We start from the raw sequence: 25,930 nt of genomic DNA, 5'->3' as shown, positions 1-25,930 counted from the left end.
AAACTCTACCTTTCTACATTAATATCTCTATGTTTTACACTTACTGAATATTGTTTATGTAATAATATGTTATAAAGCTTATCTGCTACAGCTACAGAGCGATGATGCCCGCCCGTACATCCTATAGCAATGGTTAGTTGGGTTTTACCCTCTAATTCGTACTGAGGTATAGAAAACAATAAAAGATCAGTTAGTTTTTGTAAGTATTCGTGTGCAAGGGGATGTTTCCAAATAAACTCTTGCACATCTCTTTCTATTCCTCTTCGGCTTCTTAACATTGGGTCGTAATAAGGATTAGGTAAAAACCTTACATCAAATACCAAATCAGCATCTAAGGGAATCCCATTTTTAAACCCAAAAGACATCACCGAAATTTCCATCATTTTGCCGCTACGATATACATCTAAATAAGAGAAAAGTTTATCTTTTAATTGTAATGGTCTTAAACCTGTAGTATTAATAAGTATATCTGCATTAAGCCTTAAGGGTAATAATACACTTCTCTCTCCATTAATACTGTCTAATAAATTATTATATTGATCATTTAAAGGGTGTAATCTGCGAGTTTCTTTAAACCTATTTACTAACACCTCGTTATCTGCTTCAATATATACAATTCTATAGCTTACTTCTTTTTGCTTTACGGCAGTTAAGGCGTTATCTAGGTCACTAAAAAAACGCCCCCCCCTAATATCTATGCCTAAAGCTATTTTATTTAAATCATCAGAGCCTAAACATAAATCTATAAAAGTAGGAATAAGCTTGGGAGGTAGATTATCTACACAGTAATAGCCTCTATCTTCTAAAAAATCTAATGCTAAAGATTTTCCCGCACCCGACATCCCTGTTATTATTAATACCTGTAAATTAGACATCTCATCACCTACTTTTTTAATGATTATATCATAATTTAGTTTATTTATTTAACCTGTAAAGGTTGATAGGCAACTTTCCAAATATTTAGTTTATTTTTTATTAATCTAAAGCTGTAATTTATCTCTTGCTTTTTGTTTGTAGACTTATTCACTACCTTGCAACTCCAAGTCACAGTGGCGTGAACATTATCATCATCAAAAAAAACAGCTAAACTTTTGCAATTTTTAAAGCTATTAGTTACATCGTCTTCAAAAAACATGTACTCATCTATAAACTGATCTTTTGTTGGTAATAAGTAATTATATTCTAAATCCTTGTTAAATAATGCATAGCAGGTTTGGGCGTCGTGGAAATTTACTGCGTTTAAATAAAGCTTAACAGAGAGAATTGGATTTTTATCTACTAGGATAGTATCGTTATAATCTTTTATGTAGCTCTCATAAATGGCTAGTTCGCTTTGGCTTAATGGTAACAAACAGTTTTTTACACAAAAAACTTGGCGTATAGTTACAGCAATAAAGGCTACAATAACTACAGCTAAAAAAATTAGTATTTTTTTACTCATAATACCCTCTTTATGCTATATATTTTATAATTATTACCAATATAATACCATAAAATAGTTAAGAAATATTTAATTATTACTATATTAAAGTAATAATTAAAATAATATAAAATATAATTAAAGTAATTTTTTGTTTAAAATAAAAAGCCTAAACTTATGAGTACAACCCATTGTTTAGGCTCAAAAATAATACTATTAGTTTTTATTAAAAAGTTAACAAGGCTTTCATTACGTTTAAGCCATGTTCAAGTGATTCATCTGCAGGATAAAACTGAGGGTGATGTAAACCTACATCTACAGAGTCAGGATTTTTACTTCCTAACCAAAACATTAGGCCAGGTACTCTCTCTAAAAAGAAGCCAAAGTCTTCACTTGCCATAGTATGTTCGCACTCAACATATTTAATATTGGGTAGTGCTTCAACTATTTCTTTAAACCTAGCAATTTTCTCTTTATTGTTTACTACAGCTGAATAACTAGAACCAAAATCTAACTTATGTTTTGCATTAAAACCACGTGCTATACCCTCTACTAAATCTGTAATTCGTTCTTTAATAATAGGCAAATCTTGGGGATCCATAACCCTAATAGTTCCCTCAATACGGGCATGATCACTAACTATATTTAAGCGAGTTCCTGCCATAAATTTACCCACAGTAACCACAGCACAGTGTGAGGCATTTATATTTCTACTTATAATGGTTTGTAACTGATTAACTAAGTTCATACCAGCTATAATCATGTCATTGCCTTCATGTGGTAATGCTCCATGGCATGACTTGCCATATAAATCTACAAACAACTCACTATTACTTACAAATAATGTTCCTGGCTTTGTTGCCACTGTACCTACTGGAAAATCTGGGCTAATGTGAAAGGCATATACTTCGTCTGGATTATACTTTTCTAAAATTCCAGCTTCTATCATAGGCATAGCGCCACCAGGACCTTCTTCTGCTGGCTGAAAAATGATCAATACATCTTCTTCACAGGGGTTTTCAGTAACATACTGTGCTAAACCTAATGCAACAGACATGTGAGTATCATGTCCACAGGCATGCATAAAGCCTTTATGTGTTGATGCACAAGGGGCACCTGTTTGCTCTTCCATAGGTAGGGCATCTATATCTGCTCTAAATGCTACACATTTATTACCTACTGTTCCTTTACGATAAGCAACTAACCCAGTTGCTAACGGCTGATCAATAGCCCAGCCTCCCATATCAATGAGTGTTTGCAAAAGATAAGCTGTAGTTTTAAACTCTTTATTCCCTATTTCGGGAATACGATGTAATGCATAGCGGTGTTCTAACATTTTATTTACCACAATAAATCCCCCTTTTCTTTTTACAATTAATAACTAATAAAAAATAGTTTTTAAAGAATCTATTTTAATTATCATTAAGCTTTCTTAGGCTTTCAATTAATTGAGTTTTTGTCTCTGTTTTTTCATCTTTTTGCTTAATAACTCTAGCAGGAGTACCGGCTACTACTACCCCTGGTGGTACATCTTCGGTAACTACTGCACCAGCAGCAACTACAGAACCTTTACCAATTCGTACTCCCTCTAAAACCACTGCGTTTGCTCCAATAACTACATCGTCTTCAACTATAACTGGAGTAGCACTAGGTGGCTCAATTACACCAGCAATAACAGTACCAGCACCTATATGACAATTATTTCCTATAGTTCCTCTGCCACCAATAACTACATTCATATCAATCATTGTGCCAGCACCTATAACAGCCCCAAGATTAATAACAGCTCCCATCATAATAACTGCATTATCACCAATCTCAACCATGTCTCTAATAAAGGCACCTGGCTCTATACGGGCATTGATTTTTTCGTAGTTTAGTAGTGGAATAGCAGAGTTTCTTCTATCATTAAATACCTTTGTTTTTGTAAATTTATTCTGGTATTTTTTATATAACTCTTGCCACTCATTCAGTTCACATAAAAGTGTACCAAATTCGTTGTTGCCAAAAAAATCTAAGTTACTAAAATCAACTTCTTTTAAACTACCTGCTAAGTGAACAATTACAGGCGTTTTTTTAGTGCTTTCACTAATAAATCTTATTAAATCGTATGAGTTCATCCACATTACCTCTCTTGCTTTAGTTTACCGCATGTAACGGCGGCTTGTTATTTATAACTTGCCATAAGTTTTTTACAGCAAGCTCTACCATTTTATGTCGAGTTGCTAAAGAACTACTACCAATATGGGGCAATAAAATAGCATTGTTTAAATTAAGCAAATCTTCATAAACGGTTGGTTCCTTTTCAAATACATCTAGCCCTGCACCTGCTATTGTACCATTTTTTAAAGCTAAAGCTAGTGCTTTCTCATCAACAACAGGTCCACGTGCTGTATTTATTAGTATTGCACTGCTTTTCATGCTTTTAAGGGCATTTTCATCTATTAGGTGATGGGTACTTTGTAAGTATGGAACATGTAAACTAATAAAGTCACTCTCTGTTAAAACCTGCTCTAAACTAACCTTAGTTGCTTGTTTATTTTGTTTATCTTGACTATAATCATAATAAATTACCCGCATATTAAAACCACTAGCTCTTTTACTCACAGCTTTGCCAATTCTACCCATACCAATTATGCCCAAGGTTTTACCATAAACATCTAAACCCATAAATAAATCTGGTTGCCAACCAGTAAATTTTTTATCCCTAACATATTTATCTGCTTCAACAATTCTACGAGCTGTAGCTAATAATAAAGCAAAAGCACAATCCGCTGTAGTTTCTGTTAAAACACCGGGGGTATTACAAACCTTTATGCCTCTTTTGGTACAATACTCTACATCTATGTTATTGTAACCAACTGCATAATTACTAATTACTTTAAGTTTTTTACCTGCATCTATAATTGTTTTATCTATTTTATTTGTCACAAAAGTTAATAAACCATCATAGGTATGTACTACAGCTAAAAGCTCACTGTATGACATAAATTTATTAGGCCCATCATAAACCGTTAAATCACATTTTGTAGACAGCCAATTAAGGTATTCACCGGGTAATTTACTTGTTACTAATACTTTTTTCATAATTATCTCCTTTATCTAAATAACCCTTTATATCCTCACATATTTTATATGCTGTATCATACACAAAAAGTCTTTTATACTCACTTAAATCTTCCCAAGTTATTAAAGAATCATTTGCTCCATCTTCAAAGGTATAGTCTGGCATTTCTCCCTGCCAATCTGTTATTAAATACACATAAAAGACTATTTTGACTTGTTCTGCAAAAACCTCATTTAAATAAACGTATTCTTTTATTTTGATATTATCCCTAAATTCCTCTTTCACTTCACGAAATAAAGCCTGTAGTTTATAGTCTTGTTTTTGATAATAATCTTTGCTCTCAATTGAGCCACTAGTAAAGAACAACTCTACATTATTACCTACTTTGCGATGCTCAACTAGTATTTTAGTGTTATCCTTTTAAAAAACAAAAGCAACTCCCTCACGGTATCCGTTCTTGTAGGTATAGGCCATTTTAATAATTGTCTCCATTCTAGTTTATAACTAAGTGAATTCTAATACTCTTTATTTCGTACTTATTTAGCAATTTCCTGTTAAAAATATAATTATTTTTGCTATCAAAACTTGTTAATAGAAATTATTATTGATACTATATAATAAATTTTATATTTGGGGGAGTTATAATGATTACTATTATTAAGAATGGTAAAGTTTTTACTGGTTTAAATGATTCACTAGAGGATTTAACTATTGTATTAGATGGCAAAACTATTAAAGAGGTTTCCAATAAAGTAGATTTAACTAAGTATCAAGACGCTACAATAGTTGATGCTAAAGGCCGTACTGTATTACCAGGTTTAATTGATTGTCATGTTCATATCGACAGTGAGGGCGATGCAGATATGTGGAGATCTGCAAGCGATGCCGTTCCTCGTAAAACACTTAGGGCTCAAATGATTGCTAAAAAGATTTTAGATGCAGGATTTACCACAGTTCGTAACCTAGGTACAGACGGTGGTATAGATATTGAATTAGCAAAAGCAATTGATCAAGGTATGGTGCAAGGAACAAGAATTATTCCTTCGGGTAGAGTTATCTGTATGACTGGTGGACATGGTTGGACAATGGGAAGAGAAGTTGACGGAGCAGATGAGGCTCGTAAAGGAACCCGTGAAGTATTACGTTCTGGAGCTAAAATTATTAAAATAATGGCTACAGGTGGTGTTATGACAGAGGGTGTAGAACCTGGATCACCTCAAATGACCATTGCAGAAATGAGCGCAGCTGTAGAAGAGGCTCATAAAGCTGGTTGCAAAACAGCCTCTCATGCCCAAGGAACAACTGGAATAAAGAATGCTATTAAAGCAGGCTTAGATTCTATTGAACACGGAATTTTCCTAGATGAAGAAGCTATTCAAATGATGTTAGACAATAATGTTGCTATGATACCTACTTTAGTGGCTCCTTATAGAATTAATGAGGGCGGAGTTGAAGCTGGTATTCCTGAATATGCTGTTAAAAAATCTATGAGAGTAGCAGATAGTCATATAAAAAGCTTTAAAATGGCTGTAGATGCTGGTGTTAAAATAGCCATGGGTACTGACTCTGGCACACCACTTAATAGACCCGGAAACAATGCCTTTGAGCTTGAGCTATTTGTAAGGTTTGGTATGACAGAATTACAGGCTCTAAAAGCGACTACAACAGTTGCTGCTGATGTTTGTGACATGGCCGATAAAATTGGCTCTCTTGAGTGTGGTAAGTATGCAGACGTAGTTATTTTTGACGGAAACCCCCTTAAGGATATAAAATGTTTACAACAAACCCCTTACCTAGTAATTAAAGAGGGCAAAATTGTTAGATAAATGTTTTGCGGTAGCAAAACATTACCTTAAACATTTACAACAATAACACGTTCTGCGGTAGCAAAACGTTACCTTAAAAGAATAAAAATAACACGTTCTGCGGTAGCAAAACGTTACAAAAGGTAAAACACTACCTTTAGTATAGAAGAGGTGAATTAGGTGAAAATAGTACTGGTTGATGTAGCAGCAAAATATATTCATACTGGTTTGGCAGTGCGTTATTTATATCAGTGCTGTGTTAACACCTTTAAAAACACAGTTATATTAGAAAAAACTATAAACGAACCGTTAGATACTATTTTAGCAGATATCTATAGGGAGAAACCGCAAGTTGTTGGTTTCTCCTGTTACATTTGGAATATAACTACCATACTACCCGTATGCAAAACCCTTAAAGAAATTATGCCTAGTGTTAAAATTGTGTTGGGTGGACCAGAGGTATCTTTCGATTCTCAAAATGTTTTACAAGAAAACATAGCCATTGATTTTGTAATAAGTGGCGAGGGAGAGGGCACTCTACCTAAGCTTTTAGCTGCAATTCAAAATAATAACAATTACGCAGATATTAAGGGTCTTAGCTACCGAGATAAAAAAAACATTATAGACAATAGCTCTTATGAGTGTTTAGATTTAGCTACCCTTCCTATTACTTATGACGAAAAAACTCTTAAAGATACTAAGCATAGAATTATTTATTATGAGTGCTCGAGAGGCTGTCCTTACAGATGTGCCTATTGTTTATCAGGTTTAGCTGGTAAGGTACGTTTTTTGCCTATGGAAAGAATAAAAAAAGAGCTTTATTACTTGGCTGTAAAAAAACAGGTTAAGCAAATAAAGTTTGTGGATAGAACTTTTAATCATAATAAGCAGTTTACTATTGAAATTTTTGAGTACCTAAAAAAATTACCAGGTGATACTAATTTTCATTTTGAAATTAGAGCAGATTTACTCGATGAAGAGGTTATTGAGGTTTTAAAAGACCTGCCTCATGGTAAGTTTCAGTTTGAAATAGGTGTACAAAGTACCAATAAAGAAACATTAGTAGCTATAAACAGACCCCATAATTGGAAAAAGATTATTGATAATGTTAGGGCAGTTAAAAGCCTAGGAACTATTCATCAGCATTTGGATTTAATTGCTGGCTTACCACATGAAAACTATAACTGTTTTGTAAAATCTTTTAATGATGTGTATATACTACAACCAGAGATGTTACAACTAGGATTTTTAAAGCTTATAAAGGGCTCAAAGCTTTGGCAAAATAGAGCCAATTTTGGCTTTAAATTTAGGCATTATCCGCCCTATGAAGTATTAAGCACTAAGTGGATTAGCTATGATGAAATGTTAAAGCTTAAAGACATTGAGGCGGTATTGGAGCTATATTATAACAGCGGTAATTTTGTAAACACAATTAATTATGTTGTTAATGTAAATAAAGGATTTAGCTTTTATGAGTCATTGGCTAAATGGTTTAGAGTAAATGATTTATTTACTAAAAAACACAGTTTAGAGGCACTATTTGAGCTGCTATTTAACTACTTAAAAGAGTGCAGTGACAAACAACAGCATATATATGTAGCGCTGTTAAAGTTAGATTTTTTAAGCCACTTTATGCACAGAAAACTACCCAAGTATTTAGAGCATGTTGAAGTGAATAATTATAAATTGTGGGTATATAATATCTTAAAGAAACCTGAGGTTTTAAATCTTTTACCTCAACACCAGCGTGATTTACAAGCGCGCCAAATAATAAAGTTCACTCATTTTGAGGTATTTAACATTAATCCGCTAAAAACAAATGACAAATTAGCTTTACCCAAAAAAACAGTGTTAATGTTTTACTATAACCACGTTAATAAAAATTGGCATTCTCGCAAGGCTAGGGTATTTGATATAAGTAATGTATGATTTTAAATTGTATTTTAAAACTATTATTGGTCATACTTATCTATGAGTAAGTAATTGTGAACAAAATAATGAAAAGCATTGATATATCTCGATATTTTAAATATAATATAGAGAGTAAAATGTAAAATTATTACTGACATTATTGGTACACTATTGTATAATAAAATAAAGAAGCGCTGTGCTGGTAACACAACGCTTCCCAGCGAAGGTGCTTACCCTACGCTCCATTAGTTGTTAATGTAAAAAAGAATTAACAAGCTCTGTTGCAGCAGGGCTTGTTTTCATTTATGTAATATTACTTCTTTTTCAAAGCTGCTATTACTAACCCTATGATAGCTATTACTATCATCAATATCTGATAATCACTCATAGCTATCACCTCCTTTTAGGAGAATAGGGCAAACAAACCATCGCCATTTGTATTCTATCAAAAATATTACTTAATTTCTATAATATTTATAGAAATTTACTTTTTACTTCCATTGAAAAATTTATTAATAGATTTGTTATTTATTAAAGAAATATTATAATTAGAGGTAGGTATACATGGTAAAAAAGAGATATTTTATTATATTATTATCTTTGGTTTTAATAAGTATAATTTTATGTGCTCAGTATAATAACCTAATGAAATTAGTAGGTTTAGACTATAAATCAAAACTTGAATACTTACAGACAACTTTAGAACACAGTTTAAAAATCTTAGATATTGATAGTTTAGAATTCAATTACAATAGTATAAGCTTTTTGTTTAATAATTCTGCAAAGCTTTTCAATAAACCGTTAGATAGTATAAACTACTGTTTATGTGAGGCTTCAAAAGAAATTCAATCTATAGATTCAATGCAGGATAGAATTAATTGTCGCAAAAAAATTACAGAGTTTTATAAAATAATTCAAAGTATAAATAATGCTATGGACCAAAATACTCCCATACAAAACTATAATTACATAAATAAAGTCAATGATTCTATTATAGAAAGTAACCTAATAGAAATATTTATTAAATAAATTTCAATTTTATATTAGGTTACTAATTACATTTGCAAAGCAAATACACCACACGCAACCGAAGGTTAGTACACTACGTATTTCACTAGTGAAATGCTCACCACACGACGCTTCTAAAAAGCGAGTACACTACGGAGCTAAAAGCTCCATTACTTATAATACTCTGTAACTGTTTTACCCATTTTTTTGAGTTTATTAACTATTAAATTTACTATAGTTTTACGGGGTAATACCCCTAGTTGTTTAAAGGTTATTTCTTTATGTCCAGGGTTTACGGCTCCCCCAATGTAAAATTTAACAATATCTGCTTCTTTCATTAGCTCCGCTATTACACTTACACAGCTTTCTTTATTATAGGTGTCTTCGCTCTCTTCGAGTATATTATAAACTTGGTTTAAAGTAACTGCGCCTTCTGTTACTATATCTACACCCTCAATATCGTATTGTGGGGGCTGATCAAAAGATGGTGATATTTTAACTACTTCTACTGGTTTATTGAGTACCCGTGATACTATTTCGGCTGTGGTAGACCCACAAACAATTTTATGTCCACCATTATTTATAAAGGCATCTATTAGCTTTTTGTCGTCTCTTTTATAGGTTGCAGGACCCGTTAAAATGTTTAGAACCTTGGCCTGATTACAGGTTAATAGCGCCATAGAAATATCATCTCTATGAATATTTTCGGATAATTCATAAACTCTATTAAAGGTACCTTGCATTATTTCTTTAACATCTTGAGTTGTTTTTAATTTTGCATTTAAATACCTCAATAGTCCCTCTGTACCCCAACCTAAACCTTTAATAATCCCTAAACCTGCTTGGCTAACTCCATCACTAACTAGTACAATAGACTGATTAGGCTTTAGTAAACCAGCAACCTCACTGACAACCTCTTTACTTAAAGTAAAAAATCTTTGTTTTAGTTGTTGTGCTTCGGTACCCTCTATTAGTATTGGAGCTGGGCTCTCGTATGAAAAAATTGTATAATTACCATTGTTTAATATTTTGGCTATGGTAAAAGCCGCAAATGGTATATTGGTTGTACGGGCTTTATGCATCATTTCTACTACTTTTTCACAGGCTCCTAACAGGGAAATCCCTGATTGTATTAAGGTTAACAATCTATTTGCACACATAATAGCGGCAATATTAGCTTTAATGCCAGAGCCGATGCCATCTGTTAAAATAAAAATAGTCTGTTTAGCAGTTCGGTGTATTAGGTAATAATCACCACAAACATTTTGATTATATTTTTTTTCTTGCATAACCTCACAGTTTATATGAATTGAATCTAGTCTACTAGGATCATAAGGACATACGCTTTTTAGAGCGTGAGATGTACTGTTATTTTTCATAAATCTTCATCAGCCTTTCCACTAGAGCCTCGCCTTTAGCTGTGTTTTCACCCAAAAATTTGGCCATAGTCATAGCCATTTCAATTTGATGGTTAAGCAATTCTTGAGCCTGTTCTACTGTTTGCTTTTTTATATTATTAAGCTTCTCTTCGGTTAACTTTAAGCCACTTATATCGTTGTAAATTCCAACATACTGTTTTGCAGTTGGTATATAATAAACTATTTGCTGATATTTTTTACCATATCTATTAACTACTACTTCTGAGTTCTCGAGTGTTTTTGTGGCAACTTTTTCGTATTCTTCTGCATCAAGCAAATAGGATATTTTTCTACCCAATAAGGCCTTACCACAGGAAAAATAATTGCAGAAAGCAGGATTCATAGTTATTATTCTCATTTCCTCATCTAGTATAACAATGCCATTAGGGCTTCTTTCAAGTATTTTATCTGTACGTAAGTCAGCTAGCTTACGCATATAAGGCATACACATTTCAATTTCGGCCATGCCCCTAATAACTGCTTTCGCTTTTTCTCGGCAACTTGAATAACCACAGGCACCACAATCTAATCGAGCCTCGGGGTTAGCTTTATCGGTAAGTCGGTATACCTCTTCTATTTGTTGCTCTGTTATATTATCATTATTTACGTTTAAACCGCAATTAAACTCAGTTAATAAATCAATCTGAGTTTTTTCCTCGACCTGATATGGTTTTTTAACCTTACGATTAGCATACTCTATTAAATCTGCCCTACGCTGAAATATGTTCTTTTCAGATTTTAATCCAGGGCCATTAATACAACCTCCATCGCAAAATAAAGGTTCAACTATTGTAAAATCTGTGTTAGTATTTAATACATCAAATAAATTCATAATATTATTAGCCCCACTAATATTAATAACTTCATTTTTAATGCCGTCATCAACAATTCCAGCAGTCTTTAGCATACCACCAGGAAGAGCAAAAAGCTTTGAGTGTCCTAAAGATATGGCATTATCGAAATCACTTTCGGGGCAATTGTTTAAATTAATTTCATGTTCTTGTAGCATATTATTTAACTCAGTAAAGGTTAAGACAGCATCAATTATTCCGCTGAACTCACTACGCTCAGCTTCTTGTTTTTTTGCTATACATGGGCCAATAAAAACAACCTTAATGTCACCATATCTTTGTTTTAGTAGTTTGCCATGAGCTATCATAGGCGAAACTACTGGCAAGAGTTTATCAATAAATTCAGGCCTATATTTTTCAACATAGTTCACTACGACAGGGCAAGCAGTACAAATGCCTGCTTTATTATTGGGGTTTGACAATAATTCTATGGCTTTATTTGTTATAATGGTAGCACCTTCTGAAGTCTCACTGACATGAGCAAACCCTAGTTTGCGTAGGGCAGAAGGTAATCGTTTAGCAAGTGCCCTGTCGTAAATAGAACTAAAGGATGGTGCTATACTCGCAACTACAGTGTTATTCTTTAAGATAGAGGTTACTTTTTCGGTATCATCTCTGTAGACCTTTGCATTTTGGGGACATTCTCTAACACAGGTTCCACAATTTATACATCTATCAGTATCAATGTAGGCCTGATTATTTTTAATACCAATTGCTTTAACTGGACATACTCTTACGCAACGGTAACAGTCTCTACATTTAGCTGATAGTGTTCTAAGAATACTTGCAGTTGTTTTCATAACACCCATCCTTTTTCAACTATAATTTACTATCTATAACCTCAATAGCTTTCTCCACAGTACAATGAGTTATAAGCTCATCACCTATTTTTACCACTGGGCCACGTTCACATTTTTCATAACAGAAAGTAGCTTTAATATCTACATACTTCTCTTTACCTGTTATTTTAAGGTGTTCTGTAACTGCTTGCAAGATGTTTTGCGCACCTCTTATAAAACAAGATGTACCAAAACAAATAGACACTGTTAATTGCTTTTCTGTTGCATTTAATTCTTTCGAAATAGAAACATCGTCAGTTTGTATTCTTTTTCGTGGCTGGTAATGAGTGTGTAGTAATTTATGGGCTACATCACTGCCAGGCTTTTGTAATAAGTTTTCATAAACCTCTGTAATATAGGGGTTTTCTTGTGATTTATGAAGCTGTAACATTGTATCATTATCGTATAAACCGGCCGTACGTTTTTCTTTTGTTTGAGTGCAATGAGAGGTAGGCTGTCCGCCACCATTTATACATCCACCAGGGCAAGCCATAACTTCAACAAAGTCATAGTCTTTTTCACCACTTTTAATTTGTTCAACTAACTTATGTGCATTACCCAAACCACTTACAATTGCTAGGCGGAGAGTTTTATCGCCAACAGCAATATTGGCTTCACGCAATCCCTCAGTGCCTCTAACAGTCTTAAACACATAATTATCTGTACGCTTACCAGTTAGTTTTTCACTCGCAAAACGTAATACCGCTTCTGTAACACCACCAGAGTTACCAAAGATTACTCCACCACCAGTTTTAAATCCAAATGGCAAATCAAATGAATCCTGGTCTAGGCTATTAAAATCAAGCCCCATTTCTTTAATCATGGTTGATAATTCAATAGTAGTGATTACATGATCAATGTCTTTACCCAGTTCGCTTTCAAACTCAGGGCGTTTAGCTTCAAACTTTTTAGCTGTACATGGCATAATAGAAACCATTACAACATTATCTTTATCATTCTTGTGATTATTTATTAAATCATTTTTACTAACCACACCAACCATTTGTTGTGGTGATTTGCATGTTGAAAGATTTGGTAAGTATTCTGGATAATACTGCTCAGCATACTTAACCCAACCAGGACAACATGAAGTAAATTGTGGCAACTTTTCATTGTTTTTAAAGCGTTCAATAAACTCATTTGCTTCTTCTAAAATTGTTAAATCAGCACCAAAAGATGTATCGTATACATAATCAAAGCCCATTCTTCTTAATGCTCTAACGATCTTACCAGTTGTTATAGTTCCTGGCTCTAAACCAAAACTTTCACCTAAAGCAATGCGAACTGCAGGAGCTATTTGAGCTATTACCACTTTGTTTTTATTGTGTAAATCTTTCCATACTTTATCAATTTCTGTTTTTGGAAGTAATGCACCAGTAGGGCATACCCGTACACATTGTCCACAGTAAACACACTCAACTTGAGATAGCTTTTTATCAAAACACGGCATAACTGTAGACTCAGCACCTCTAAAAGCAAAATCAATTGCTCCAACATGCTGAATTTCATTACAAGCACGAACACAGTCACCACATAATATACATTTATTAGGGTCTCTAATTATTGCAGGTGATGAATCATCAACTGGCCTGTCAATATAAGAGTTTTTAAATCTAACTTTTTTAACACCTAAACGTTGTGCTAAGCTTTGTAACTGACAATCAGATCCCTTTTCACATGATGGGCAATCTACTTCGTGGCTAGCTAATAAAAGTTCAATAATCATTTTGCGTAATTCTCTTACTTCACCAGTATTTGTTCTCACTACCATACCGGCTTCTGGCAAAGTTGAACAAGCAGGCTGTAAACCTCTGCCTTCAATTTCTACCATACATAAACGACATGCACCATAAATACTCATCTCTGAATGATAACAAAATGTTGGCAAATCAATATTAGCTTTGCGAATTACTTCTAGTAAATTGCGCTCATCGCTAAATGATACTTGTTTGTTATCTATTGTAATCATTAAATTGTTCATCATAGCATATCTCCTTATTGTAAATGATTAAGATTTAATGGCCTTAAACTTACAAGCCTCTACACATGCTCCACACTTAATACAAGTATCACCATCAATAACATGAGGCTGTTTTCTTTCACCAGTAATAGCATTAACAGGGCATATACGTTTACATAAACCACAACCAATACATTTATCTGCTTGAATCTCAAAAGACTTTAAAGCCTGACATTCGCCAGCAGGACATCTCTTATCTTTTACATGGGCAATATACTCATCCATAAAGTATTTCATTGTAGATAATACAGGGTTAGGAGCAGTTTTTCCTAAACCACATAGTGAACCTTTTTTAACGACATTAGCTAACTCATATAGTAAATCAAGTGTGTCCATAGTAGCTCTACCCTCTGTGATATCAGTTAATAAAGCCAGCATTTGTTTAGTACCTTCACGGCATACTACACATTTACCACAAGATTCATGTTGAGTAAACTCCATAAAATAACGAGCTAATTCAACCATACAAGTTCCATTATTCATAACAACTAAACCGCCAGAACCAACCATTGCACCTACAGATGTTAAAGAATCAAAATCTAAAGGTAAGTCTAGGTGTTCTTGAGTTAAACATCCCCCAGATGGGCCTCCAATTTGAACAGCCTTAAAATCTGTTCCACAATAGTTACCATCTTTATCGATAACTCCACCAGCAACTTCACCCACTATTTGCCGTAAAGTTGTACCAAATGGCACCTCAATGAGCCCAGTATTAGCTACATGACCGGTTAAAGCAAATGTTTTAGAACCACTTGAATTTTCTGTTCCATATTTTTTAAACTCTTCATGCCCTAAAGCTAAAGCTAAAGGAATAGTTGAGAGAGTCTCCACATTATTTATAACAGTTGGTTTACCATATAATCCACTTGTAGATGGGTACGGAGGTTTTGGTAATGGCATACCACGTTTACCTTCAATAGAGGCAATTAAGGCAGTCTCTTCACCACAAACAAAGGCACCAGCACCCTCTTTAACTCTAATGTTAAAATTAAAGTTACTGCCAAAAACGTTTTCACCTAATACCCCTGCTTCTGTAGCATCATCAACAGCTCTCTGAATACGTTTTACAGCTAGTGGATACTCTGCACGTACATACACATAACCCTCATCTGCACCAATTGCTTTAGCAGCAATCATCATACCTTCGAGAACGCTATGTGGATTACCCTCCATTAAGCTTCTATCCATAAAGGCACCTGGATCACCTTCATCGCCATTACAAATTATATATTTTTTTTCATTATTCTCTCTGCGAGCAAACTCCCACTTTAGACCAGTAGGAAATCCTCCGCCACCTCTACCTCTACCTCTAACACCACAGTCAGAAATCTCTTTGCAAACCTCTTCCGCTGTCATGTTAAAAATCGCCTTTTTAGCAGCCTGATAACCACCCTTAGCTATATACTCATTAATATCTTCTGGGTCAATAAAGCCACATTTTTTGAGAACAAAACGATGTTGCTCTTTGTAAAATGGAATATCGTCAATTGTTTTACAGACATCGTTGGTTACAGGGTGTTTGTATAACAAACGCTCAACTACATCATCTTGTAATACTGATTTCTCAATGATTTCTTCAACATCTTCTATTTTTGTTTTGCAGTACATAATATTATCTGGCATTATTGTAACTAGGGGTCCCATTTGGCAAAAACCCTGACACCCACTATCTGATACCTGATAACCCTTTTCTTCTTTTTTTAATTTAACAATGGCATTAAGACCGCGCTCATTTATTAAATCAACAAACCTTTTATGAATTTTTAAGCTACCATTAGCTACACAGCCAGTACCAGCACAGATAATAATCCGCTTTATTACACCTACTTTATATTTATCGTAATTAGCTTTTCTTTGAGCTATAGTTAATTTATTCATTTTTTGCAGCCTCCTTCTCTTGTATGTCTATTAACAATTGAACAGCAACTTCTGGTGTTAACAAACCATGAACTTCATCGTTAATAACCATTGCTGGAGCTAAGCCACAGGTACCCAAACATGAAACAGTTTCTATTGTAAACATCATGTCTTTGGTTGTAGTTTCCTTTGTATCTAAATTTAAATGTTTTTTTAATGCACCTAAAATATCTGTTGATTTTTTTACATGACATGCTGTACCATCACAAATTTTAATAACATATTTTCCTTTTGGTTGTAAAGTAAAGTGAGAATAGAATGAAGCCACACCAAAAACCTTTGCAGGCGAAATGCCTAATGAGGATGCAACAAAGGTCATTACTTCTTCAGGCAAATATCTGTATTCATCTTGTACAGCTTGAAGTATAGCAATGAGATTTGTTGGTTTGTGATCAAATTTTTGTAATATTTTGCATACTTGCTCAAAGCTTCTTTGTTTATCCATGAGATACACCCTTTCAACTTCTTTTACTTTCTAGTAACTGCTTTGATAATACCGCTAAGGAAGATGTCATATTTTGATTTTGAACAATAATATAATCAGGAACTTTAAGACGAACAGGTGCAAAATTCCATATCGCTTTTATACCCGATTCTACCATTAAATCACATACCCTTTGCGCCACATTAGCTGGGGTAGTGATTATACCTATTTGGATTTTTAACCGCTTTGTTAGTTTGCTAAATTTTTCTAGGTCATAAATCCTTTTTCCTACATGCATTTTTCCAATCTTTTCAGGATCAGTATCAAAACCAGCAACTATATTAAGCCCATACTCTTCAAAACCTTGGTAGCCAAGTAGGGCTAACCCCAAGTGACCAGTTCCAACTAACAAGGTATCTTTAACATTGTTGTAACCTAAACAATTCTCGATAGCAGTTATTAAAGTCTCAATGTGATAGCCTATTTTAGGTTTTCCTATTGCTCCAGTTACTTGCAGATCCTTTCTTACTTGTATCGACTTCAATCCTAACCCTGAGGCTATAGTTGTAGTTGATACATATTGGTCTTGTTCCTTAAACTTCATTTTTAAAAACTTGTAATAAATAGGTAATCTACGAAGTGTTGGTTCTGGAATAGCAATTAAATCGCTCTTGCATTGATCCTTTCCTACCATCGTTTTCCCTCCTTAAGTACATTATGTACCTAAATAGATATTTTTTTATCGATAAAATTGTATCCATTATAATTTAGATAGTCAATAGTCTTTTGGTAACTTTTTAAGGCAATTGTACTAGTAGAGTTTTCATAAAATGCTCATGTCAAAGTTTGCTGGCTATAAAGATAGCAAATATTTTACAATTAAGATTATTTTTTTGAACTGCTGTTACCTGAACATATAGTATAAATTGCTCATCAGTAGGGAATCACCCTCTGTGGGATTCCGTTGTGGATACTTAGGTGAAGTGTATTAAATATAGTTTATTGAGGTTGATCTATGTAACAAAAAAGGAGCAGTCAGTAAACTAAAAAAATCCATTTACCCAACTGTGCCTGTAGCTATATTCTGGTTTATAGTTTAAGGCAATACTACTATAGCAATAGTGTATATTTAATTGTATTTACTTATTTTAGCATTATTCTCATTATCACTCTCTAAAACATTACAATTACAATAAATTTAACCTATTTTTTATATTAAAATTTGGTACATAATATTAAATTATTGTACCTATGTGCTATACTATTTATGTATAAATATACATTAACGGAGGATAAGCATGAAAAAATCTTTAATTATTTGTTTGTTAATTTCCTTAGTAGCATTAGTTGGTTGTACCCCTAAAGCTACTCCACAAGAGCCTACTATCTATGATTTTACTGCCGAAACCATTAAAGTGAGTTCTCGTGATATAGAGATTCCTGCAATTGTAACTATGCCAAAAACAGATGGAGAAGAAAAGTTTCCTTTAGTTGTAATGGCTCACGGTCATGGAGGAACTAAAGACGAAGCTGGCTCATACCAAACAGTTGCTGAAGGTTTAGCTGCAAAAGGTATTGCTACAATTAGAATGGACTTTCCTGGTTGTGGTGAAAGCACCGAGGAATTTGTTAATAATAACGTAACTAATATGTTAGCTGATATAAAGTCATCATTAAAATACATGTTAGATTTAAACAAAATAGATGAAGAAAAAGTTGCAATTTTAGGCTACAGCATGGGCGGTCGCTTAGCAACATTATCTCTAGAAAACCCTATTTATAAAGCTATTGCAATGTGGGCTCCAGCAGCTACAAATGGTGCAGATAGTTTACAGAGTTTCCTAGGTGGAGAAGAAAGCGTTAAAAAACTATTAGCTGAAGCAGAGGAGAATGGATCTGCCAAGTTTACAACCCCATGGGGACAAGAGCAACTATTAGGTCATAAATTCTTTACAGATATGCAAGAAACAAAGCCATTAGAGCAACTAGCTAAATTCGAGGGTCCAGTAATGGTTATTTATGGAGATAAAGATGATATAATTACTCCAGAGGTTTCTGAAGCTGTTGTTAGCGCCGCTGCTAAAAGTAGCGATGCTAAAAGCCATAAAATTGAGGGTGCTGACCACGGCTTTGGTTTATTTAGTGAAGAGCCAGAGTTAAGTAAAAACCTAACTGATACAACTATTGAATTCTTTGTTAATTCTTTAAAATAGCCAAAAAAGGTTTGTTACATTAATCTAATGTAACAAACCTGTGGTGTATTCTTGCTCACTAATATTGCGAGAATAAGGCAAATAAAATTTAAGGCTATTGTGCTAATAAAATAGTACAATAGCCTGAGTTTTTTAAAAAATATTAACTTACATACTTCTTTTATATATCTCAATAATATCTTCTTGGCTTGCTTTTTTGGGGTTAGTTGCACCACAGGCATCCTTTAATGCGTTAGTAGCAAGGGTATCGAAATCCTCTTCTTTAGCCCCCAACTCATTTAATCCCGAGGGAATACCTATATCTTTTGAAAGCTTTAAAATAGCTTCTATGGCTCTTTTAGCTCCATCTTCGTCACTCAAGCTATTAACGTTTTCACCCATTGCTATAGCAATATCTTTTAACCTACAAGCCTTAACATCAAGGTTAAACTCCTGTACATAAGGTAAAAGAATAGCGTTACATACACCATGAGGCAAGTCATAAAAACCACCTAGTTGATGAGCCATAGCATGAACATAGCCCAAACTAGCGTTATTAAAAGCCATTCCTGCTAAATATTCAGCATAAGCCATTTTATCTCTAGCATTTTCATCATTGCCATTTTTAACAGCTGTTCTTAAGTATTTAGACACCAAGTTAATAGCTTTTAACGCACAGGCATCAGTGATAGGAGTAGCTATTGTTGACACATAAGCCTCTACGGCATGAGTTAAAGCATCCATTCCGGTAGCAGCCGTTAATGATTTTGGCATATTTATCATCAATATGGGGTCGTTAACAGCCATAATTGGGGTTGTATTTTTGTCTACAATCGCCATTTTTATGTGTCTTGATTCATCTGTAATAATAGCAAATCTAGTCATTTCACTAGCTGTACCTGCTGTTGTATTAACCGCCACTAAAGGTAGTTGAGGTTTGTGAGATACATCTAAACCTTCGTAGTCCTTAATACTTCCTCCATTGGTAGCCACTAAAGCAATGCCTTTAGCACAGTCATGAGGAGATCCTCCCCCAAATGAAATTACAAAATCACACTTTTCGTTTTGTAATAAAGCAAGTCCATCTTCAACATTTTGTATAGTTGGATTTGGCTGAGTTTTATCAAATACTACAAAGTCTATATTTTGCTGTTTAAGAACATTTGTAATTTTATCTACAAGTTTTATTTCTACCAATACCCTATCTGTTACTATTAAAGCCTTTTTAAAACCAAGCTCTTTAATATCTTTACCAGCTTCTGCTAATGCGTTTGGTCCCATTACACTAACTGGAGGCATATAAAATTTATAAATACCCACTTGCATTACTCCTTTTTCTTATATTTCACATACTAGTATTAGAGTTAGGGTATTTTACTATTCATGTTTAAGCTATTAGCTAGAGCTATTGTATCTATAGTTAAAATAGCAAAATAATTCAAGTAATTAGGTATTATCTTTTATTAATAATGGAATCTTAAAAACAACCCACTAAAGGAGTAGTTATTATGTTATTAGATTGTAGCGACTTTTATGAAACCGAAACTTCATTTTTATCTAAAAACCTCAATTACCATGACCTCGAACTAAACAAAGCTCAATTGATTGTTAAAGGTTTTGAAAAAGAAATATCTACTCTTTATAATGACCTTATTATAGCTAGAGTTCACAGAGATAATAACTGCTCTTATCCGTTTTCTAAGATAGATTTTTTATCTCATAAACTGCAAGAGATAATTTATCCTCAGTGTGTTCCTAAAATTCATTTTGGGATATTCGACAATAAAGAAGAGCCTATGTTTATTTTAGAACGAGTTCCACTCGATAAACTTCACATAGCTTATAATATTAAAAGACAAAAATACTATCAAGACAACTCTAAAAATTACTATTTTAACAGTGATTTTTTTACATTGTCAGCAAACGATGATATTGATAGATTAGCAAAAGAGCATAATATAAGGGTTACAAACATGCAACATGAATATGCCAATTTTGTAAATAAATATGGAATTGCATTTGATCACTCTCATGTGAATATTACTTGGAACAATAACATCCCAATTTCGGTTGAGGTACATAAATGTCGTAGAGATTATTTATTTAACTTTAACAATTGTTTAAACTATATAAATAGTCTGCCTCAAGATAAAGAGCTAAAAAAAGAAGCACTAACTATTTTAAACAGAATTGAAGAATTACTTTAAAAAAATCCATAACAAAAAGGAGTTCCCTTAACAAGTTTGTTAAAAAAGCTCCTTGATTTTTAGTTTTAGTTGTTTTGAAACATAAAAATATATTTTATGCATTTTTTTTGGTATTATTTATAAAAATTTTAAATAAAGACGTTTAACAATGTCTATCTCGGGAATAATAATACTAGCCGTAACTCTGATTGAGTTACCCTCTCAACCTCCGTTTTACTTTGGGCGCCGTTTAGCGCCCACTTTTTCTTTTAAAAGGTTATTAGTTTAGTATTACTCTTAAGAATAGCTGTTAGTGGTTTACCCATATAAAGAGTTTCTACTCCTAGTTCTTCAAGTTTATCTGTTACACCATAACTATTAGAACATGCTTTACATGCTACAACTTTAACATCAGCCTCTAACATTTTTTTAACATAGTTTTGTAACTCTGGGTCTTCAGCTAATAGCCTTGAAGATGGTCCCCAAATTATTAGCTCAACTTCATCCCACCACTCATACAACTTGGCATTATAGGTGTACATAAACACCATTTTAAGAGCAACTTCACGATCAGCACTAGTCCATAAAACTGCTAATTCGTTATTCATACGTATTCTCCTTAATTGCCATTATGTTAAACAATTTATTTATCTTAATAATTTATTGTAAACGATAGTTTTCAATAGCCTTTTCTAATGCCTCTGTAGCTAAAATAGAACAGTGAACTTTAGGCCCTGGTAAACCACCAAGTTTTTCTGAAATATCTTTTTTAGTAATCTTTAATGCATCTTCAATAGTTTTACCCTTAACCATTTCAGTCATTACACTACTACTGGCAACGGCAGCTGCGCAACCAAATGTTTTAAAAGATACATCTTCAATAACCTCATCTTTATTCACTTTTAAATAAATGCGCATAATATCTCCACATGAAATACTGCCCACTTCACCAACCGCATCTGCATTTTTCAACTCTCCTACATTACGAGGATTTTGGAAATGATCCATAACTATCTCTGTGTACATTATAAATTCTCCATTTCTTTAATGTTTTTTATATATAAAGGTGACATCTCACGCAACTTATTAATTATTGGTGGTAATTGCTGTAAAACATAATCTATATCTTCATCTGTAGTGCCTTTACCTAAAGTCATTCGTAAAGACCCGTGTGCTTGCTGATGATCCATGCCCATACTCATTAAAACATGTGAGGGATCTAACGAGCCAGATGTACATGCTGAACCACTAGATACCGCAATACCAACTAAATCTAAGCTTAAAATAATTGATTCTCCTTCAACATACAGAAAACTCATGTTTGCATTTCCCGGTAGTCTCTTTGTGGCATGTCCATTAAGAATAACCGCAGGAATACTTTCTTTAATGCCAGTAATTAATCGATCTCTTAAACCTGTTAATCGGGCTTGAGTTTCATTTAACTCTTTAACTGCAAGCTCTAAAGCTTTAGCCATACCTACTATTCCAGCCACGTTTTCGGTACCAGGTCTTACTTTTCGTTCCTGTCCTCCACCATGTACTACAGGTTTTGGCCTTACACCTTTTCGAGTATACAAAGCACCTATGCCTTTTGGTCCATAAAACTTATGGGCAGAGAATGTTAACATATCTACACCTAAATCATCTACATTTACTGGTATACTACCAACAGCCTGAACAGCGTCAGTATGTAACCAAACCCCTGCTTCTCTAGTATACTTGCTAATTTCTTTTATTGGCTGAATAGTGCCAACTTCATTATTAGCAAGCATTAAAGTCACTAAAATTGTATCTTCTCTTATGGCATCTTTAACATCTTGGGGGTTAACTAAACCAAATTCATCTACGGGGATATATGTTACATCAAATCCTTGTTTCTGTAAATAATGGCAGGTATCTAAAACACCATGATGTTCTATTTGAGAAGTAATAATATGTTTGCCTTTATGCTTTTTTGCTTCTGCCGTACCCAATATAGCAATATTATCTGACTCAGTACCACCACCAGTAAAAAATAACTCTCTAGCATTTGCTCCTATTAAGGTAGCAATTTGCTCTCTTGCATTTTCTACAGCTATGCGAACTTCACGCCCCCATTTGTGAATACTACTGGGGTTTCCCCATGTTTCTGTATAAAAGGGAATCATTGCTTCTAGTACTTCTTTACGAAGTGGTGTTGTTGCACTATGATCTAAATATACATTTCTCATTTTTACTTACACTCCTATTCATTGGCCATTTCTACCATGTTTGCTAATGTAGTTTCGTTAAGAACATTTAACATACTATCATGAAGTTTAGACCAAACCTTACGGGTTACGCACTGACCAGATCTTCCACATGCCTCATTAGATGATAAACAACTAACTGGGGCAATTGGTCCTTCTACAGCTCTTATAATATCTCCTACAGATATCTTTTCATTAGAATACCGCAATAAGTAACCTCCATGGGCACCCCTTACGCTTTCTACTAAACCTGCTTTTTTCAAATCCCTAAAAATCTGTTCTAAATATTGTTCTGATATACCTTCTAAAACTGCTATCTCCCTAATTGGTAGAGGTAAACCTCCACTGTTTAGAGCCAATTGTAGCATCGCCCTTGTAGCATATTGTCCTCTTGTAGATAACTTCATTGAATCACTCCAATACCGTTAATTCATATCGGTTTAGTATGAATTAGATTCAAAAAAAATAATCCCGACTAATTAACTATGCTTTAGTAGTATTATAATTGTTTTGTATAGCCAATGTCAATATTTAAAGGGCATTAAAAATGAACAATTTATAATAATTTGTTATGGTACAAATAGCAACTTTTATCTAATAATTTAGGGCTATGGCACTAACTTAATTTGCTTGTGCCATAGCCTCTTCATTTTTAATCTTTTAGATACTTATTAAACCAACTAAGCAATACCTCTAACCACTTAACTTTATTACGGGGTTTTTTTAAACTATGGGCTTCTCCTTTAAACAAATACATAGCTGTATCAACACCGTATCTTTTTAAGGCTGTGTACAGTTGAACAGCCTCAATGTATAAACACCTATAATCCTCATCACTATGCAAAAATAAGGTTGGTGTTGTCACATTTTTACTGTGTTTAAGAGGTGAGTGATTCCAAGTCCACTCAGGGTTTTCAATAGGATCACCATATACCTGCATAGAACAACCTAGCCCATTATCTGTGCCAAAAGCTTTAGTAGTAAAATTAGATAATGATGCACTAGATACTGCAGCTTTAAATCTATTGGTTTTAGTAATAATGTGATTGGTCATAATACCACCATATGAGTGCCCTGTTACCCCAAGCTTATCGGCATCTAGCTGCGAATACTGCTCTAAAACTTTATCTGTAAACACCATTAAATCTTCATAGTCAATTTCTCCATGTTTACCAAATATACTAGAAAACTCATTGCCTCTGCTGGCGCTACCATGGGGATTTGTAAAGAAGCAAAAATAACCTTCATTAGCTAAAACCTGCATTCTGTGCTGATAAACTTTGCCATATAAACCCCTGGGGCCTCCATGCATGAACAAAACCCCTGGGTATTTTTTATTCTTGTTAAAGTTAGTTGGCTTAATTACGTAGCCTTTTATTTCATGACCATTACTATTAAACTTAATGACCTCTATTGGTGAAATTGCTTTTTCTGCTAAGTAATTGTTATGATTAGTTAACTGTATTGCCTTTGTATTATATAAATATATTTCTGACAAACAAATATCTGTTATTTGCTCTAATATTATTTTATTGTTATAAATATCAAAGCCAGTAATACAATCAAAACCGGTTGTAAGATATTCAATATTACCATCTATATCTATACTTGCTAAACACTCAATAGAATTATCACATAAAGTTAAATATAGCTTATTATCTGCTTTTAAATACTTTGTACCAGTAGCAAGCTTGGTATCTGAACCACCACTCTTATTAATATCCATAGTATTGTGATAAATATTTTTTACTGTACCATCTTTTAATCTATACAGCTGAGCATTTTCACGTGCGTGTGTATGCCTTAGGTCGTACCCAGTAAAAATAACTCCACTAGGTAAACAGTGCAGGCTACTTATGTTATATGTGCCACTATTTAAGATACTTTCAGTTTGTTTAGTGTTTATATTGTATTTGTATAAACTCATTGTTGAAGCCATAGGATTATTGGTATCTACTTTCGAGAACACAATCTGCTCGTTATTGAAATCAAAAGTACCTACATTCATATTAGCATTACTAATAAGAGTTGAAGTAGCACTGTTTACATCGTACAGGTAAAGCCTTGTTCTTATACCATTTATAATGCCTTCTCCATTATTTCTAAACTTAACATCATCAAAAAAATAATAATCAGCTAGTAGCGCACTCTTAGGAGTGCCATCATCATAATTTTCAACCTTAAACTCAGTTCTATCATATAAAGTGTTATATTTTGTTGAAAAAATAAAGACTTTTTCTGTTATTTTTAAAAGCTTTTCTACCTTATAATCAATAACAAAAAATTCACTTTCCTCACCTGTAGCAATATCAATTTTATTTACATAAGTTTTATCACTATCTTTTCGTTGTACTAAAATTGTTTGCTCATCGTACTTAAGATAGTTTGTTGTTTTTTGATCAGTAGTTAGCTTGCTACTGAGTCCTTTTTTAAAATCATACACATACAAATCAGCAATGTTTTTATTCTCTTTTAAACTCATTCTTGTTACTTTATACAATAAACTTGCACCATTATTAAAGAATTTTGCATTAGACACACTTTTATATAGTTCATGATCTCTTACTGATAATTTTTTCATTTTTTCTCCCCTAATAATAAATATATATAATCATTTATAAATTAACTATGTAAAATCGCCTTT

Annotated in this window: 23 protein-coding genes; 5 read left to right on the top strand and 18 right to left on the bottom strand. The window is 33.5% G+C overall.

Features of this window, described 5'->3' with window-relative positions:
• Positions 1-5: 5 nt before the first annotated feature.
• From rapZ to IMX26_RS12445, 6 genes are all read right to left on the bottom strand, one after another.
• Positions 6-875: an RNase adapter RapZ gene (gene rapZ, locus IMX26_RS12470; protein ID WP_195158716.1), complete on the bottom strand. Its 870-nt coding sequence runs from the start codon at positions 873-875 to the stop codon at positions 6-8.
• Positions 876-919: 44 nt separating this feature from the next.
• Positions 920-1,441 (bottom strand): hypothetical protein, encoded by a 522-nt coding sequence (locus tag IMX26_RS12465; RefSeq protein ID WP_195158715.1) that lies wholly within the window; start codon positions 1,439-1,441, stop codon positions 920-922.
• 205 nt (positions 1,442-1,646) lie between these two features.
• A complete protein-coding gene (locus IMX26_RS12460) occupies positions 1,647-2,768 on the bottom strand; it encodes an N-acetyldiaminopimelate deacetylase (protein ID WP_195158714.1) in 1,122 nt (373 codons plus the stop codon).
• Between the two features lie 64 nt (positions 2,769-2,832).
• Positions 2,833-3,546 carry a 2,3,4,5-tetrahydropyridine-2,6-dicarboxylate N-acetyltransferase gene (dapD, locus tag IMX26_RS12455; RefSeq protein ID WP_243259136.1) on the bottom strand — a complete coding sequence of 238 codons (714 nt, stop codon included), beginning with the start codon at positions 3,544-3,546 and terminating at the stop codon, positions 2,833-2,835.
• Between the two features lie 13 nt (positions 3,547-3,559).
• On the bottom strand, positions 3,560-4,507 hold the full coding sequence (locus IMX26_RS12450) for a D-glycerate dehydrogenase (RefSeq protein WP_195158712.1): 948 nt from the start codon (positions 4,505-4,507) through the stop codon (positions 3,560-3,562).
• Positions 4,482-4,853, bottom strand: a complete 372-nt coding sequence (locus IMX26_RS12445) for a hypothetical protein (RefSeq protein WP_195158711.1) — start codon at positions 4,851-4,853, stop codon at positions 4,482-4,484. The genes IMX26_RS12450 and IMX26_RS12445 overlap by 26 nt, the downstream gene beginning before the upstream one ends.
• Before the next feature lie 278 nt (positions 4,854-5,131).
• On the opposite strand from IMX26_RS12445, the gene IMX26_RS12440 reads away from it, so the two are divergent.
• The 3 genes from IMX26_RS12440 to IMX26_RS12430 all read left to right on the top strand — a co-directional run bounded on the left by IMX26_RS12440 (position 5,132) and on the right by IMX26_RS12430 (position 9,232).
• Positions 5,132-6,313 (top strand): amidohydrolase family protein, encoded by a 1,182-nt coding sequence (locus IMX26_RS12440; RefSeq protein ID WP_195158710.1) that lies wholly within the window; start codon positions 5,132-5,134, stop codon positions 6,311-6,313.
• A 159-nt stretch (positions 6,314-6,472) separates the two neighbouring features.
• Positions 6,473-8,221, top strand: coding sequence for a B12-binding domain-containing radical SAM protein (locus tag IMX26_RS12435; RefSeq protein WP_195158709.1), 1,749 nt, complete (start codon positions 6,473-6,475; stop codon positions 8,219-8,221).
• 546 nt (positions 8,222-8,767) lie between these two features.
• Positions 8,768-9,232: a hypothetical protein gene (locus tag IMX26_RS12430; protein WP_207729283.1), complete on the top strand. Its 465-nt coding sequence runs from the start codon at positions 8,768-8,770 to the stop codon at positions 9,230-9,232.
• 149 nt (positions 9,233-9,381) lie between these two features.
• On the opposite strand, the gene IMX26_RS12425 is transcribed toward IMX26_RS12430, so the two are convergent.
• The 6 genes from IMX26_RS12425 to IMX26_RS12400 are packed head-to-tail and all read right to left on the bottom strand — an operon-like array spanning position 9,382 to position 17,374.
• Entirely contained in the window at positions 9,382-10,590 is a 1,209-nt protein-coding gene (locus IMX26_RS12425; RefSeq protein WP_195158707.1) for a SpoIIE family protein phosphatase, read from the bottom strand.
• Entirely contained in the window at positions 10,580-12,280 is a 1,701-nt protein-coding gene (locus tag IMX26_RS12420) for a [Fe-Fe] hydrogenase large subunit C-terminal domain-containing protein (RefSeq protein ID WP_195158706.1), read from the bottom strand. The genes IMX26_RS12425 and IMX26_RS12420 overlap by 11 nt, the downstream gene beginning before the upstream one ends.
• 19 nt (positions 12,281-12,299) lie before the next feature.
• Positions 12,300-14,300, bottom strand: a complete 2,001-nt coding sequence (locus tag IMX26_RS12415) for an NADH-dependent [FeFe] hydrogenase, group A6 (RefSeq protein ID WP_195161398.1) — start codon at positions 14,298-14,300, stop codon at positions 12,300-12,302.
• A gap of 27 nt (positions 14,301-14,327) precedes the next feature.
• Positions 14,328-16,217: an NADH-ubiquinone oxidoreductase-F iron-sulfur binding region domain-containing protein gene (locus tag IMX26_RS12410; RefSeq protein WP_195158705.1), complete on the bottom strand. Its 1,890-nt coding sequence runs from the start codon at positions 16,215-16,217 to the stop codon at positions 14,328-14,330.
• The gene (locus IMX26_RS12405; RefSeq protein WP_195158704.1) at positions 16,210-16,701 is read right to left on the bottom strand and encodes an NAD(P)H-dependent oxidoreductase subunit E; all 492 of its coding nucleotides are present in this window, start codon (positions 16,699-16,701) and stop codon (positions 16,210-16,212) included. Before IMX26_RS12405 ends, IMX26_RS12410 begins: the two co-directional genes overlap by 8 nt.
• A gap of 13 nt (positions 16,702-16,714) precedes the next feature.
• A complete protein-coding gene (locus IMX26_RS12400; RefSeq protein WP_195158703.1) occupies positions 16,715-17,374 on the bottom strand; it encodes a redox-sensing transcriptional repressor Rex in 660 nt (219 codons plus the stop codon).
• Positions 17,375-17,978: 604 nt separating this feature from the next.
• On the opposite strand from IMX26_RS12400, the gene IMX26_RS12395 reads away from it, so the two are divergent.
• Positions 17,979-18,893 carry an alpha/beta fold hydrolase gene (locus IMX26_RS12395; RefSeq protein ID WP_195158702.1) on the top strand — a complete coding sequence of 305 codons (915 nt, stop codon included), beginning with the start codon at positions 17,979-17,981 and terminating at the stop codon, positions 18,891-18,893.
• Between the two features lie 147 nt (positions 18,894-19,040).
• On the opposite strand, the gene yiaY is transcribed toward IMX26_RS12395, so the two are convergent.
• Positions 19,041-20,198 (bottom strand): L-threonine dehydrogenase, encoded by a 1,158-nt coding sequence (gene yiaY, locus IMX26_RS12390; protein WP_195158701.1) that lies wholly within the window; start codon positions 20,196-20,198, stop codon positions 19,041-19,043.
• Between the two features lie 182 nt (positions 20,199-20,380).
• On the opposite strand from yiaY, the gene IMX26_RS12385 reads away from it, so the two are divergent.
• Positions 20,381-21,079 carry a hypothetical protein gene (locus IMX26_RS12385; RefSeq protein WP_195158700.1) on the top strand — a complete coding sequence of 233 codons (699 nt, stop codon included), beginning with the start codon at positions 20,381-20,383 and terminating at the stop codon, positions 21,077-21,079.
• 248 nt (positions 21,080-21,327) lie between these two features.
• Here IMX26_RS12385 and IMX26_RS12380 read toward each other — a convergent pair whose 3' ends face one another.
• The 5 genes from IMX26_RS12380 to IMX26_RS12360 form a co-directional block, all read right to left on the bottom strand.
• Positions 21,328-21,666 (bottom strand): DsrE family protein, encoded by a 339-nt coding sequence (locus IMX26_RS12380; protein WP_243259131.1) that lies wholly within the window; start codon positions 21,664-21,666, stop codon positions 21,328-21,330.
• Positions 21,667-21,718: 52 nt separating this feature from the next.
• Positions 21,719-22,084, bottom strand: a complete 366-nt coding sequence (locus IMX26_RS12375; protein ID WP_195158699.1) for an iron-sulfur cluster assembly scaffold protein — start codon at positions 22,082-22,084, stop codon at positions 21,719-21,721.
• On the bottom strand, positions 22,084-23,268 hold the full coding sequence (gene nifS / locus IMX26_RS12370; RefSeq protein ID WP_195158698.1) for a cysteine desulfurase NifS: 1,185 nt from the start codon (positions 23,266-23,268) through the stop codon (positions 22,084-22,086). The genes IMX26_RS12375 and nifS overlap by 1 nt, the downstream gene beginning before the upstream one ends.
• A 14-nt stretch (positions 23,269-23,282) precedes the next feature.
• Positions 23,283-23,693 carry an Rrf2 family transcriptional regulator gene (locus IMX26_RS12365; protein WP_195158697.1) on the bottom strand — a complete coding sequence of 137 codons (411 nt, stop codon included), beginning with the start codon at positions 23,691-23,693 and terminating at the stop codon, positions 23,283-23,285.
• A 245-nt stretch (positions 23,694-23,938) separates the two neighbouring features.
• Positions 23,939-25,867, bottom strand: coding sequence for a S9 family peptidase (locus tag IMX26_RS12360; protein WP_195158696.1), 1,929 nt, complete (start codon positions 25,865-25,867; stop codon positions 23,939-23,941).
• Positions 25,868-25,930 lie beyond the last annotated feature (63 nt).

The sequence above is a fragment of the Clostridium sp. 'deep sea' genome, from assembly GCF_014931565.1.
Lineage (GTDB): Bacteria > Bacillota > UBA994 > PWPR01 > PWPR01.
Note: the sequence above shows the minus strand (reverse complement) of the source record. Positions and strands in the feature narration are given on the sequence as shown.